Annotated in this window: 10 protein-coding genes and 1 tRNA gene; 5 read left to right on the top strand and 6 right to left on the bottom strand. The window is 54.0% G+C overall.

Annotated elements, in window-relative coordinates; genetic code table 11:
• Window positions 1–13: 13 nt before the first annotated feature.
• The 4 genes from G6R38_RS17480 to G6R38_RS17465 form a co-directional block, all read right to left on the bottom strand.
• Window positions 14–87 (bottom strand) — tRNA-Pro (locus tag G6R38_RS17480).
• Window positions 88–280: 193 nt separating this feature from the next.
• Window positions 281–2,332: an ABC transporter transmembrane domain-containing protein gene (locus G6R38_RS17475; RefSeq protein ID WP_166828784.1), complete on the bottom strand. Its 2,052-nt coding sequence runs from the start codon at window positions 2,330–2,332 to the stop codon at window positions 281–283.
• A gap of 173 nt (window positions 2,333–2,505) precedes the next feature.
• A complete protein-coding gene (locus G6R38_RS17470; protein ID WP_166828781.1) occupies window positions 2,506–3,441 on the bottom strand; it encodes an ABC transporter permease subunit in 936 nt (311 codons plus the stop codon).
• 163 nt (window positions 3,442–3,604) lie between these two features.
• Window positions 3,605–3,958: an acylphosphatase gene (locus G6R38_RS17465; protein WP_206028620.1), complete on the bottom strand. Its 354-nt coding sequence runs from the start codon at window positions 3,956–3,958 to the stop codon at window positions 3,605–3,607.
• A gap of 43 nt (window positions 3,959–4,001) precedes the next feature.
• Here G6R38_RS17465 and G6R38_RS17460 point away from each other — a divergent pair, with 43 nt between their 5' ends.
• Window positions 4,002–4,937 (top strand): DUF1559 domain-containing protein, encoded by a 936-nt coding sequence (locus G6R38_RS17460; protein ID WP_166828778.1) that lies wholly within the window; start codon window positions 4,002–4,004, stop codon window positions 4,935–4,937.
• Between the two features lie 691 nt (window positions 4,938–5,628).
• The gene (locus G6R38_RS17455; protein WP_166828775.1) at window positions 5,629–6,426 is read left to right on the top strand and encodes a hypothetical protein; all 798 of its coding nucleotides are present in this window, start codon (window positions 5,629–5,631) and stop codon (window positions 6,424–6,426) included.
• 64 nt (window positions 6,427–6,490) lie between these two features.
• Here G6R38_RS17455 and G6R38_RS17450 read toward each other — a convergent pair whose 3' ends face one another.
• Both G6R38_RS17450 and G6R38_RS17445 read right to left on the bottom strand, forming a co-directional pair.
• Entirely contained in the window at window positions 6,491–7,753 is a 1,263-nt protein-coding gene (locus tag G6R38_RS17450; protein WP_240928244.1) for a PQQ-binding-like beta-propeller repeat protein, read from the bottom strand.
• A gap of 196 nt (window positions 7,754–7,949) precedes the next feature.
• Window positions 7,950–8,411: a hypothetical protein gene (locus G6R38_RS17445; protein WP_166828771.1), complete on the bottom strand. Its 462-nt coding sequence runs from the start codon at window positions 8,409–8,411 to the stop codon at window positions 7,950–7,952.
• 604 nt (window positions 8,412–9,015) lie between these two features.
• On the opposite strand from G6R38_RS17445, the gene G6R38_RS17440 reads away from it, so the two are divergent.
• The 3 genes from G6R38_RS17440 to G6R38_RS17430 all read left to right on the top strand — a co-directional run bounded on the left by G6R38_RS17440 (window position 9,016) and on the right by G6R38_RS17430 (window position 13,058).
• Window positions 9,016–10,644 (top strand): MFS transporter, encoded by a 1,629-nt coding sequence (locus tag G6R38_RS17440; RefSeq protein WP_166828768.1) that lies wholly within the window; start codon window positions 9,016–9,018, stop codon window positions 10,642–10,644.
• A 267-nt stretch (window positions 10,645–10,911) separates the two neighbouring features.
• Window positions 10,912–11,670, top strand: a complete 759-nt coding sequence (locus G6R38_RS17435) for a 4'-phosphopantetheinyl transferase family protein (protein ID WP_166828765.1) — start codon at window positions 10,912–10,914, stop codon at window positions 11,668–11,670.
• A 347-nt stretch (window positions 11,671–12,017) separates the two neighbouring features.
• The gene (locus G6R38_RS17430) at window positions 12,018–13,058 is read left to right on the top strand and encodes a ribose-phosphate diphosphokinase (RefSeq protein ID WP_166828762.1); all 1,041 of its coding nucleotides are present in this window, start codon (window positions 12,018–12,020) and stop codon (window positions 13,056–13,058) included.
• Window positions 13,059–13,169: the final 111 nt, after the last annotated feature.

Raw genomic sequence — 13,169 nt, 5'->3', positions numbered from 1 at the left:
TGAACAGCGAAAGTCGGGACGACACGATTTGAACGTGCGACCTCCTGCTCCCAAAGCAGGCGCTCTACCAAGCTGAGCTACGTCCCGATTGGCTATTGCTCGGACACCAAACAGAGTGTTTGTGAGTTCCGATCCGGCGGAATAATAGTCACTACCGATTCCGGACACAAGTCTGGAAAGTCAAGCTTTCCCAGGTTGTGGAATCAGCAGGTATCAAAATTCCACCAGTTGTCAGGGCGTTAACGGCGAATTCGAGCCGAAACCCGTCGACAATTTTTCTCTATCGACTGGTGACTTCCTTGCTCATCGCGCTGAATCGGAGGTATTCCCAATGCCGATAGAGCTGCGAAGTGCTGGCGAGTTCGGCGTGTGGTCCGATACTGTCCACGCGGCCATTGTGCAGCAAGACGACCCGATCCGCCCGCTTCACGGATGAGAGACGCGATGGCAGCAGAATCACGGTTCGGTCCCGGAAAATCCGGTTGTACGCGTCGTCGAGAAGGGCTTTGGTGTCTTCGTCCAACTGGGCAACCGGTTCCTCGATGATCAGCAAGGCCGGGTCGCGGAGCATCGCACGGGCCAGCCCAAGACGAAAACTTTGGCCAGGATCAAGCTGTTCGCCGTGTTCGCCGAGCATCGTTTCGTAACCTTGAGGCAGGTCCAGAATGAACTTGCTGGCGTGCACTTGCTTCGCGGCGGCCATCACATCTTGCAGCGAATGGTCCGACCGTCCGCAGGCGATGTTTTCGCGGACCGTTCCCGTCATCAGGGGGTCCGAACCGCTGACGTAGACGGTTTCCGCTCGCAATGACTCCAGCGTGACCCAGGCGATATCCTGACCATCGAACAGCACCCGACCACCGTTCTCGTTGGGTTCGATAAATCGGGGCAGCAAATACGCCAAGGCTTTCGGTACGAGCGGGTCATGCGAAACCAATGCGACCGAATTGCCTGCCGGAATCTTGAGTTCCAGTTGGTTCAGCAGTCGGCCACGATTCTTCAGAGTGTACGAAACATTCTCGAAGTGGATTCGTTTCGACAATGGTTGAAGGAACTTGGCTCCCACGGCTTGTCCGACGGTCGGAACGCGATCGAGGTAGCGATAGATTCGGTCGGCAATTGTGGCGACATCCCGACGTGCACGGACGGCGTGAAACAATTCCTCCAACGGACGATACATCCATGCGAAGATCGTCATGAGAACCAACGTTGCAGATAGCGACAGTCCGTACGGTGTTCCCGCCGGTTCAAGAACTTTCAGGCCGAGTATGATCAGTACGACACTCACAACAAGGATCACGATGAATCGCGAAATCCACTGCGAACCTCGTTCGCTTCGGCTAATTTGCGATGTGCTGGCTCGATATCGCTCCAGGTTATGTTGGAACTGAGCGGACTCGAATTCGTCCATCCCGTATCCACGGATGAGGCGAGTTTTGTCCAGACCGTCGGCGAGGATTCGGAGTTGCTCCTCCGATTGGCTATCGGCGTAGCGGGCTTTCTGTTGGGTCGAGAATCGTTGTCGTTGCAGCAGGTACCAGCCGAACGCAAGCGGAATGATGCATTGCAGCGTCAATCGCCAGTGAATGGACATCGCCAACAAGAACAGCAATGCCAATGTGAGCGGGTACCGCCCGAAACGCCCGATCCAATCGTAAATCCCTCGACGCACAACTTCCGTGTCGTTCATGAAGATGTCGCGGACGGATTGTGCTTCGCTATCGGTGAGGTCGCCAGGACCAAGTCGCAACCGTTGTCGGTGAATCATCTGCCGCAATCGAACCGCGACCTGCAAAGCGGCGTCGCTGCGAGCTCGACGGGCCAACGTCGCGAACAGCGTTCGCACGAGACCCAAACAAATGCCAATGAACACCAACGCTGCCAACGCCGGTCGATTGGATCGCAGAGAGGGCAACATGCGATACGCGTTGGCGATCAGTCCGCCCCACCAATGATGTCGACTTTTCCAAACCGTGGGCAGCACGCCGGTGTTGTCCAGCGTCATCCGGTATTCGGTTTCGCCGGTGGAAACACGTGGAGCAAGGGCAGCGAAGTTTTCCGGCCCGATAATCGGTTCCAGCTCGGCCCATTCCGTTTCGGCGGTTGCTTTGTTTTCTGCCAGAGTTTGTGTCGGCTGATGGGCCGAGATGACCAATTCGCCACTCGTTTCGAGTAGATCAACAACTAGAAAGATGACGAATAACGCAAGAACCAGACAACAGGTATCCAAGAACGACCAAAGAATCGATGCCAACGCTTTCCCACGAAACAATTCGCGACGTGGGAACAGGCGATCGAAGGAATCGACGGATGCGGGGCTTAAACCTTCCACGAATTCAGCCGTTCTTTCAGGAGGAAATCGTCCGTGGGAATTCAGTGAGTTTTCCGTTGGATGTTGAGGACCTGCGTGCAGTTACCGCGAATCGGTCCTCATCTTCGATCCTAACCCCGAATTGAAGGAAAAGCATCCGTGTTTTCGGGCAAATTCGCGAAACCGCCCGTTGATCAGGCCAGGTCGCGGTCTTCAAACAGGATAAACGCCAACAGGATTGCGGCAGTGGTGTAGAAGACGCAATAGGCCAATGCGGTCCCCAAATACATGGGGGGCACAATTTTGCCGGTGGCGACGATGGCGTCTGTCTTGAATGCTTCAAGCGCGGGCAAAATGGTGGCAATCATGAGGGCCATGAACTTCACGAACTCAAGCTTCGCGAACACCGTCTGAGCCAAAACTGGCGTGAGGTGTCCCACGACGAAAATCGCCATACAGGTCACGATATTGACGATCATCGGTAGTCGAGTGGAAATCGCCACGCTGACGGCCGTCATCACAGCAACTTCCAGAAACACCAACAATGTGCTGGGGAGAACTTGGATGACTTCTCTCAGTCGATCGGCGGCCGTAATGCCGGTTTGCGAACCCTCACGGGCATCGTAACCAACCTTGTAGTAGATCAATGCCGCGAACACGACAACCAAGGGCACGATCAGGAAAATCACGCCATTCATGATGCCGAAGTATTTTCCAGTGATGAACTGTCGCCGGTTGATCGGCTTCGACAACAGCGTCATCGCGGTTTTTCCTTCGATTTCCTCAGAGATGCTGATGCTCGACGTCCAAATGCCGAGAAACATCCCGCAGAACATGATCGTGATTAGCCCGACGTCCTTGAACATCTTCAAATCCTCACCCAACGAGAAGAAGGGGAGGAAAGTGTTCAAGAGCAGGAAAGTCATCGCCAAGAACAACATCAGGAAAAAGATGGGTTGCCGAACGGCTTCTTTGGTCGTCGCGCGGGCAATCACGCCGGCTTGAGTGGTATAGCAAAACGCAATCAGCGTCGCGATCAACCCGACCAAAACGGCCAAAGCGATAATCCAATCCTGGGAAATTCCCTGGAAAAGTTGCGAAACAGCTGTGGAGAAATCGACTTCGTCCATCGATTCGAGACCTCAAGACAGAGAAACAAAGTTCAACGCAAATCAAAAAAGAGGTATGTCTATTCAATCTATCGAGCGTGATCTAACGGGAAAAGCGCAGTCACTGCAGAAAATCGAGGATTCGCGGAACGAAACGCCACACGCCTGAATTTTCTGAACCCAATCAGTATCGAGTGGTGAACGCACGGCACCCGTTTGCCGCTTTCTTCATCGATTCCTCACACGATGATGATTCTTCCGCCTCAATGTAACCGGAGAACCGTTGCCGAACGGTATTGAGAAACCGTTCAATTTCGTCCGCATCGGCTTGGACCAACATTTCGACGGTGCCATCCGTGAGATTCTTGACGTACCCGACGACTTCGTATTTCTGTGCCAAGCGTTCGGTGGTCATCCGAAACCCCACACCTTGGACACGCCCGTGAAACACGATACGTCGGCAAATCTTCGAGTCCGCATCCGACATGTTCTGGCCATCTTGTTGAAGTTCCGTGGTCGAATTCGTTTTGAGTAACATATCCACACCGCTTCTGTCGACAGCCCTCAACCAGGAATTCCCGATGCTGAAGCGTTCTCCATCCGCCGGACGTTCCGGATTCACACTGATCGAATTGTTGGTTTCGATCACAATCATCGCCATTCTGATCGCATTGTTGTTGCCGGCGGTGCAGCAATCGCGGTCGGCCGCTCGGGGTGTGCAGTGTCGGAACAATCTCAAGCAGATCGGTTTGGCCCTCCACAACTACCATGACACGCACCAGGTCCTCCCGCCAAGCAGTACCAGTGATGTCGAGAAGGGCGTGTGGCGAGATCGGCCGTTTCGTTACCACCTCCACAGTTGGGCGAGTTTGATTCTCCCGCAGATGGAGCAAACGAACTTGCAGAACCTGGTGGATTACAACGTCTCGGCTCTCGACCCGGTGAACCAAACGGCGGCGGGCACGGTGTTGCCAGTGTATCGCTGTCCGAGTTATTCCGGCCCGGATTTCAGTGATGATCCGCTCTACACCGACATGGGAAGTCCGTACGCGCTCAGAAATTACGCGGCGATGGGAGCTTCCGACATCGGGAAACTCTGGCAGAACGCGGACGGCGTGTTCTATCCGCTGTCGAAGACCCGCTTCGCCGACATCACCGACGGGCTCTCGAACACCGTGTTCATCGCCGAGACCCGCGACACCGGTTCGGCCGTCTGGATTGATGGTGGAGCGGCCGCCCTCGCATCACGCCGGTACGATTCCACCAACCTCCCCAGCTACGCCGGTCCCGAATTACCGTTGAATTACCAGCCGTATTACGAAGTCGAACGCGATGGCGACGGCAACAAGACCTATCGCGCCATCGACGCACTTTACGGACCGTCCAGCCAACACCCCGGCGGAGTCTTCCACCTCCTCGGCGACGGTTCAGCGCGATTCCTGAGTGAAACCATGAACGCCAACGTGTACGATGCCCTCGCAACCCGAGCGGGTGGAGAAACCGTGGGGGAGTATTGATGATTGCTCGTAGCCGTCTTGTCTAGACAAGGCTTGCTCAAGCCTGCGTGTAAAGAAGACTAATGAGATCAGTAGCCATTTTGCTAGTCGCAAGCATGTCGGTTGTTTTCCAGATTCACTTGGTCGTCAGTAGTCGTGGAACCGAAATACTGCCTCGTGAACCAGGGAGGAAGATACGACATTCCGCCGAACGAACAATAATCAAAGCGTACGTGAATAGTATTTTAAGGACGTTTAATGTCGCCTCTGAATATAAGATGAGTGAAGAAGAGATTGCATCGGAAGTCAAGGCGCAATTGGAAAGCTTTCGAGGTACCATGGACTTGGAAAGGAAGCGCTCATATGTCTCATTTTTACTAGGATGGCCTCTGGTCCTCCATTTCTTGAGTCTTGTCGTCGTTCTGTGGTTTTATTGTCGTAGTTTGCTTGCGGCTGATTGGGTAGAACAAAAACAGTTTTGGTGTCTAGCAGGTACAACGCTTTGTTTAGCTTTATGTATTTGGAACGTGTACGCTTTGCGTTTGTTGATCTCCACAAGTTGAAAGTTGCGGTTTGTTAGTGTCAACGCTCTGATACGGCCTGGCTATGCGTCGGCGCGAAAAGGTGGCTTGTTAGCGACAGCCCGACCACAACAGGTTTTAGTCGCGGGTTCGCATGTCATTAATCAGGTAAACGCCTGGGGATCCAAGATATGATTCGTATGTGCGGTACAGGACTCGTCATCCTTGGATTTCTTGTTTTTGCGGAGACGACCTTGGCGCAGCAGCAACTCGACCAACAGACGAAACAAATCCTCAAGGAAACACTGCAACTAGCGAAGTCGAAAGACTCGTTCGCGGCTTTTGTGCATCTTGAGTCGAGCGGCAAGCCGGAGGAAGTGGTGACTTGGTATTCGTCGCTCGTCCGAGTCTGCTACTACCAAGAAAAGAACGTTCCGTTGATGACGATGTTCGGCCGCCGAGGAATTCAATTCGGACTTGAGCAAGCCAAGCGTGCGGAGTCACCCGAGACAGCAAACACACTCAAATCGACCGCGAAAGAGATCTGCTTCAACGTCGGTGTGAATACGTGGCCCGCTTGGGAAGACGAGGGTATCACGATCACAGCATCCGACATGGCATTCGGCCTCGACGCCGCTCGCACGAATCTGCGACTCGCGATTGAACTCAAACGCGATGCCGTTCCGATGACCGATGCTCATTGGTTAATCGGAGCGCAATTGCTGGCTGCCGGTGAAATCAAGAAGGCGAGCGAGCAATTCACGCAAGCCGCAGAAATCGCGAAGAAAGCAAATCTCACCGATCGCGAATGGATGGCCCGTGGGTACATCGCCATCGTTCAACAAATGGATCAATCTACACGAGCCGATGGTGATGCGGCATTGACAGAAGCCACAAAAAAACTCCGCGACCTCGATACCGAAGACGCGAAGTTCTGGGCCGATCAACTCGAATCTGTCAGCCGGTTCTTTTTGAAGAAAAACTCGTAGGCTGGGACTCGTCCCAGCACATTTTGATACCGAAACCGCACTATTTGCTGGGTCGCGACCCAGCCTACTTCGCGACGTTGTAGACGTTTAGTAAGTTCTGATCGCGTAGGTACAAGCGGCCGTTGGCGACGACGGGGTGGGCCCAGTCGGGCATCGACGTGCTGGGGGTTTTGAAGCGGCCGGTCTCGACGTATTCTTCGGGGTTCGCTTTGACGAGGCACATTGTGTTGTTCTCGCCGAGATGGTACAGGTAGCCGTCGGCATAGGTGATTGATCCCTTACCGGCTCCGCGGGATTGCCATTGAATCTCGCCGGTTTTGAAATCCAAGCAGAGCAGGGTGTTGCTGCCGGTGCCGTAGATGTAGCCGTCAACGTAGATCACACCCCCGTGGTGGTTCTGAATTTTCTTCTCGAACCACTGTTCTTTCGCGGTCCACTTGTCACCGTCTTTAATGAGTTTGACCAGCCCGCCCCCGGTTCCGTATGCGGATGCGCTGAATACGAGATCGTCAATGCAGATTGCGGTCGAAATGTTCGCGGTGCGGTTGGCCGTGCCGTCGTAGCTCCAGAGAAACGCGCCGGTTTCGGCTTCGACACCGATGAGGCGATCCTTCGTGAATTGAATGTACTGCCGCACGCCATGGACTTCCGCGACGATCGCGGAGCAGTAGTGGGCAGCGTCGGTCACATCGGTACTTCGCCAAATGGTTTCGCCGGTCATTTTGTTGAGCGCAGCGATGGTGCCCTCTTTTCCACCGGGAGTGACAATGCACTTTTCACCGTCGATCAGTGGGCTTTCGCTGAAGTCCCAGGTCGGAACGCCTTTCGCTCCAAAGTCGTCGATGAAGTGCTTGTGCCAAACGATCTTGCCGGTCTTTACTTCCAAGCACGCTACCGTGCCACCAGCACCGACGGTGTAAAGGTAGTCGCCGTCAATCGTGGAAGTGCCACGAGGACCGGCTCCGCGTTTGCCTTTCGCGTATGACTTTTTTCCTGTGGGTAGGGGAACGGACCAGAGAAGTTCTCCGGTCTTTTCCTCAAGACAAATGACGTGCTCTTGGTTGTCGCCATTGCCATTTTCGTCGGCCATATTGCCTTGTGTGTAGACGCGACCACCGGCCACGGAAACCGATGAGTATGCTTCGCCGAGATCGTTGCGACTCCAGGCGACTTTGGGGCCACCGGCCGGCCATTCGGTCAGCAGATTGGTTTCGGCGGATCGGCCGGTTCGTTCCGGTCCCCGCCATTGCGGCCAATCACTTGCGGTGGCGGTTGTCGCTGCAACAACAACGATGGCCGCAACAATTCTATTGATCAATCGAGACACAGCAGTTTCCTTCTTGCAGGCGGGGTGAAATGGGTAGGGGTTTCCGATAAACGGTTTCAGCCAGTCTACGGGAAGCCTGCTCTGAAAAAAACTCCACCCACCATTCCAAGAAAGAAGCCGCCGAGGATCACTCCCCGACGGCTTCGCTGTTCGTGATGGAATCCTCGAATGTTGCGAGGACGGTCATCTGGAATGGTTAGTAAATCATGGGTTCTTCGTCCGGCAGTTGCGAATCGGAGGTCACTCGCTTGACCGCAACCACGGTCGAATTGCGTTTTGGATTCTTGAACTTCTGCCAGATGTTCAAAACCATCAATACGACGATCATGGCACTGGCGGCCGTGAGCAGAAATCCCAAAACCGCCCATGCATAAAGACCAGTTTCCGCCATATTCACCGTATACTGAGCCGAAAAAATCGGCAGCGGCAGGAAGAACGCACAGTTCCAATTCTCTGGAATCAGACGACCGTTAATACTGACTTGCAACGCCAGAATTGCCACGTGAACGATACTCAAGACCGCCAACATTGCGAATGGCAACGCCCATACCTCGGTGGCCGCCAAGATAATCGTGAGCGGCAAACCGATCATCAGCAGTATGACCGCCAAGTGACCCGCCATCAGTTTTACATAAGAATTGTTCAAATATTTTCGCATCACGCACCTCCCCATCAATGAAGAGAGATTGGCCATGAAAGGCCGGTTTGTCTGTCTTAAATTTGAAGTAGTAAAAGAGTTTCCCTATGTGGTGTTTTGTGGACGACCACACCCTCTACTAATAAGAACGTATTCCCGGTTCAGAGGTTCATGGGAAAATTAAAAAGAGATGGGGCGAAAAAAAGAAAAGCGTCCCGAACAAAATGCTCGAGACGCTTTCGTGTGCTTCGGAAAGAGTGCGGGCCAACGCCCTTTCCTCCGCGTTGATATCTCTTAGCTGCACGTTACGTACCGTTCTGAGGTGTTTGTTTGGTCTTTGTTCGTAAGGTTTTTACGTGAAAGGGTTTGTGTTTTCTGGATTTATTTTGGGGCTCTTGAGCGAGGTTCCGGAAGGTGTTGCAAAATGCCCTGGTGATTCGTTTTGATCGGTTTGAAGTTGTACAACATGCGTGACGGGCAGTTTTGGGGATTGGACGTCACCAAGGTGAATATCCTTGACCATGTGCGAATTTCTACGGAAAATGCTGTGCGTCGCGATGATACTCTTTGTTTGACCGAATCTTCGGTCGAATTTCATGACTTCTACAATGGATAGGCCAGACCGGTGACAGATGAGAACAATCCGGATTATGTTCTGGTCACTTGTCGAGTGTGTGGCACGCGGATGCACCCGGATCTGCGAGAAACCGCCTACGAAGTGAAGTGTCACGACTGCTTTACGCCGGCTCCTGTGCCATCACGAGCGGAGGTCATCGCAAAGCTGCCGAAGGCGAATCGGCAGAAACCAGACGTGGGCACCTATAGTTTGTCTTTGCCGCCGGACGTGCGAGACAGCCTTGAAATGTCGGGCTACGGGGCGCCGTCTCCTGTGAATGAATCACCCCGGTTGCCAGTTGGGAATTTGTCCGAAAATTCGCCACCGGAAGACATTACATTTTCGGAATATGGATTGGATGACGAATCTTCCGGTGTCGAGGCGGAACCGGTCGCGGAACCGGATCGAAACGCTTTTGTCGTTCGCTGTCCCTCTTGCGATACTCCGTTCGCACCGACTTTGATCAATCAACCACAGATTGTTCTTTGCCCGGAATGCTTGGAAGACGTTCCCGTCCCGGCCGAATCCGAGGTGCCGAAGCAGACAACCAAAAAAAGGATGTCGCGTCGAAAATCAACTCCTAAGCAATCAGTGAGTTCTTCGAGTGACGCGGTCTTCGATGCTGAGGAGATCCCGTTCGAAGCGGAAGCTCCGAAGTCGCGAGCGAATCCCTCTCGACGACGGACACGGAAGAAAAAACGAAAAACCGCCGAGCGGTCGGATCGGGATTCCACAGACGATTCTCGAAATCCGACGACGACCAATCGTGAGGCTGTCGGCCGAGTCTTCGATCGGATGGCGGAAATTCGGCAAGTCGGAGTTGCCCCGCCGCCACGTTGGACGTTCTTTTCCGGAACGCTCAGCTTTCCATGGCGTCCGGAGACTTGGTTTCGATGGAGTGTGTTGTCGGTTGCACTGACACTCTCGTTGCTGTTGATGACAGCCATGTTCTTGCTGTACAGCACGCAGCAGCAAGGCGGCATTCTGGGCGTGGCGTTTCTCGCGATGCCCACATTTTGGATTCTCATGGGGGCTCTCGCTTACGCCGCTTCCGGTGGGTTGTGCATTCTGATCGAAACCGCCAGCGGCAGCGATCGCATCGACGAATGGCCCGAGCGTGATTGGAAAGAGTGGGCCGGTTCGCTGGTTTTTGTCGTCTTTCAATTGTTCGTCGCAAATGTGATGGCGTTTTTCCTCGGGCGGTTGATCGGCATGTTTCTTGGAACGCCTTGGGCCTGGACGGCGTTTGCGTTCTTGTTGATTGCGCCAGTGGTGTTGCTGTCTTCACTCGAAGCCAATCACCCGCTGACCCCGCTCACCGTGCCAATTCTCCGAACGCTTATTTTCTATCCGCAGGGGTGGTTGCTGTTTCACCTGGTGACTGGCGGATGGGTTCTCGGCATGGCTCTCGTTGGTGAGGCTTTGTTGGCGTATCCGTTTTTCGCGGCGTTCTTGCTTGGGCCGATGTTGGCGGCGTTCCTGATGGTCTATCCCCGAATGCTTGGTCGTCTGGCCTGGGGAGCATCCACAATGCTCGCAACCGACGACGAGTCCGACGAAGACCCGCCGGAATCCGACGCTCCCCAACGGAAGAAAAAGCGACGCAAAAAGAAACGTCTCCCGCCGCCGAGCGAATAGGACAGTTCGGGTACGCCGGTTAGAGCGAATCGAACTTCTTTGCCGCTTCTACGGATTGGTTTTAGATTGGCTCTGCCAATCCGCGCTGTGGAAGCGTTGGTCGGCGTATTCAGGAACGGGATGTGAAGTCTTTGATGGGTGGAGCTTCCGCAAGGGGAGTTCTGACACGCGAATTGATCGACACCCTAGAGACGCCGGCTCCCCAACTTCCTTCCATACCATGATTTTCGCGACGGGGGCTGGTGGCACCGTTGTTGAGTAATCAATATGCAATCACCAGCTTACAGTACGCAGTACATGTTGTTTGACGATATTCGTCAACAACATTTGCCCGAGCGTTTCGATTGGTTAACGCTAGCGGAGCGACGAGAATGCGAACGACTCCCCGATTCCGAATCCCGTGAGCGTTGGAGGATTGGTCGTTGGGTGGCCAAGCAGGTCGTTCAAGATTCTCTCGCGACAATCGAACAACGAAACGCCAGCATTGAGATTCTTTCTCGGGACGCCACGGGCGGCCGAATCCGCCCGCAAGTGCGAATCGATGGCCAATTGAAGCCGTGGGGATTGTCGATCGCCTATTCCCCAAAATCGGTACTCATTGGGTTCACACGCGAACCGGGATTCCGAATCGGCGTCGACTTAGCCGAACCGCTCCAATTGGCCGCGCAAAGTTTGGTCTTTTGGTTTGGGGAACGGGAACGAACTGCAATTCAAGAAGGAAATTGTTGGCGAACCGCTCAGATTTGGGCGATGAAAGAAGCGGCGTACAAATCCTGTCATCGTGGAGAAAGTTTCGTACCGCGACGTGTCGAAGCGGTGCCGATTTCTGGTCAACAATGGCATGTTCATTACGATTCTTCGCCCGCCGTGTACATTCCGCATTGGCGACTCGAAGAACGTGATGGACTTGTATTGTCCACCGTATTGGCAACCGATCGACTGCAACCACGCCGGCAGCAAGTTCATACCGAATCTCTTGATTCGCCCGTGAGTCAGCTTGTTTCCCGGTCCGCGTTTGCACCGTAGCAATGGAATTCAATCATTATGGTCAGGGGGCATAACGTTCACTGAGAGAGGTTTCTGGATCGTCGCAGCGGGTCCTGTCCCATGGACGCCAGGAACCTAAATTTTTTGAGTTCACCGCAGATTCAAAGGGCCGTCATGCGGTCTGGTAGGACGCCATTCAGCCCAGGTTGGGGGCGTCGCGTCTTTTGTTGAAGAAACCGTCAATCTTCATGAATTCTTGACAACTCGCTTGACCACCAAAGATGCCGGTCTTTACTCTCTGGACTGTCAACGTCGATGTCGTGAAACCGAGAATGAACGTGGGTTCGATCGACGGTCGTAACCTTCCGGCATGAGGACATTTTCCCTTGCACAATTTCCGTCTTTTCGGTCTCGACGGCTCACGTGTGTTTGCTCAGCATGTGTCGCGTTTCCTCGATGAACCCGTGTCGAGCCATGTCGAGCAGCATTTCGAAGATACCGAACCATATATTCGCAGTAACGTCAACGTTCGCGGGTGCGATGTCTACGTGATTTCGTCTCTGTACGCCGACAGCAACCAATCGGTTGGCGAGAAGTTCGCGAAGCTGTTGTTCTTCCTCGGTTCCTTGGTCGACGCGTCCGCGAAACGTATCACCGTGGTCGCGCCGTATTTGCCGTTCGCGCGTCAGGACCGCAAAACCGAAAGTCGCGCTCCGATCAGCATCAAATACTTGGCACAATCGCTGGAAGCGGTTGGAGCCAGTCGGGTGTTGACCATGGACGTGCATAATCTTTCTGCGTTCCAGAATGCTTTTCGCATCCCGACCGATACGCTGGAAGCGAAGAATCTCATCGCGGACTTTCTCTGTGGTGTCGATGCCGGTGGACACAGCCAACTTCCGGTGGAAGCTCACGCACCGGACCCACTCATCGACAATCCGGACAATCTGGTTGTGCTGGCTCCGGATAGCGGGGGAATGGGTCGGGCCAAACGCTTCCGGAACGCCTTGGAAAGACGCCTTCGAACGCCCAACCGCATCGATGTTGCGTACCTCGACAAAGAGCGACTCAGCGGAAGCGAAGTGGCCGGCAGCAAAATCGTGGGGAACGTCAAAGACAAACGAGTGATCATTCTCGACGATATGATTTCCAGCGGCGGTACGATTGCGATCGCCGCCGGTGCCGTTGCGAAACACGGTGGCGAAGTCTGGGCCGCTTGTGCCACGCACGGTCTGTTCGTTGGGAAAGCGAACGAAAATCTCTCGCAGATCGAACGGGTCATCGTCATGGACACCATCGACCCGTTCCGACTCGACCGCGACGCCTTCGCGAACCGACTGTTCGTAATCCCAACGTCAATGATGTTCGCCCAAGCGATCCGCCGGACCCATGAGGAAGGTGGTTCGATCAGTGAACTGCTCAACTGAACGGTCATCGCTGAGTGCGGTTGTTCGGATTAGTGAAGTCGTTATGATCACGCAATGTGTGCGTTGATGTCAATTTGACTTCTCGTCTCGATACAACTGACGACACCCGAC

The organism is Thalassoroseus pseudoceratinae, assembly GCF_011634775.1.
In the GTDB taxonomy this organism is placed as follows: Bacteria; Planctomycetota; Planctomycetia; order Planctomycetales; family Planctomycetaceae; genus Thalassoroseus; species Thalassoroseus pseudoceratinae.
Note: the sequence above shows the minus strand (reverse complement) of the source record. Positions and strands in the feature narration are given on the sequence as shown.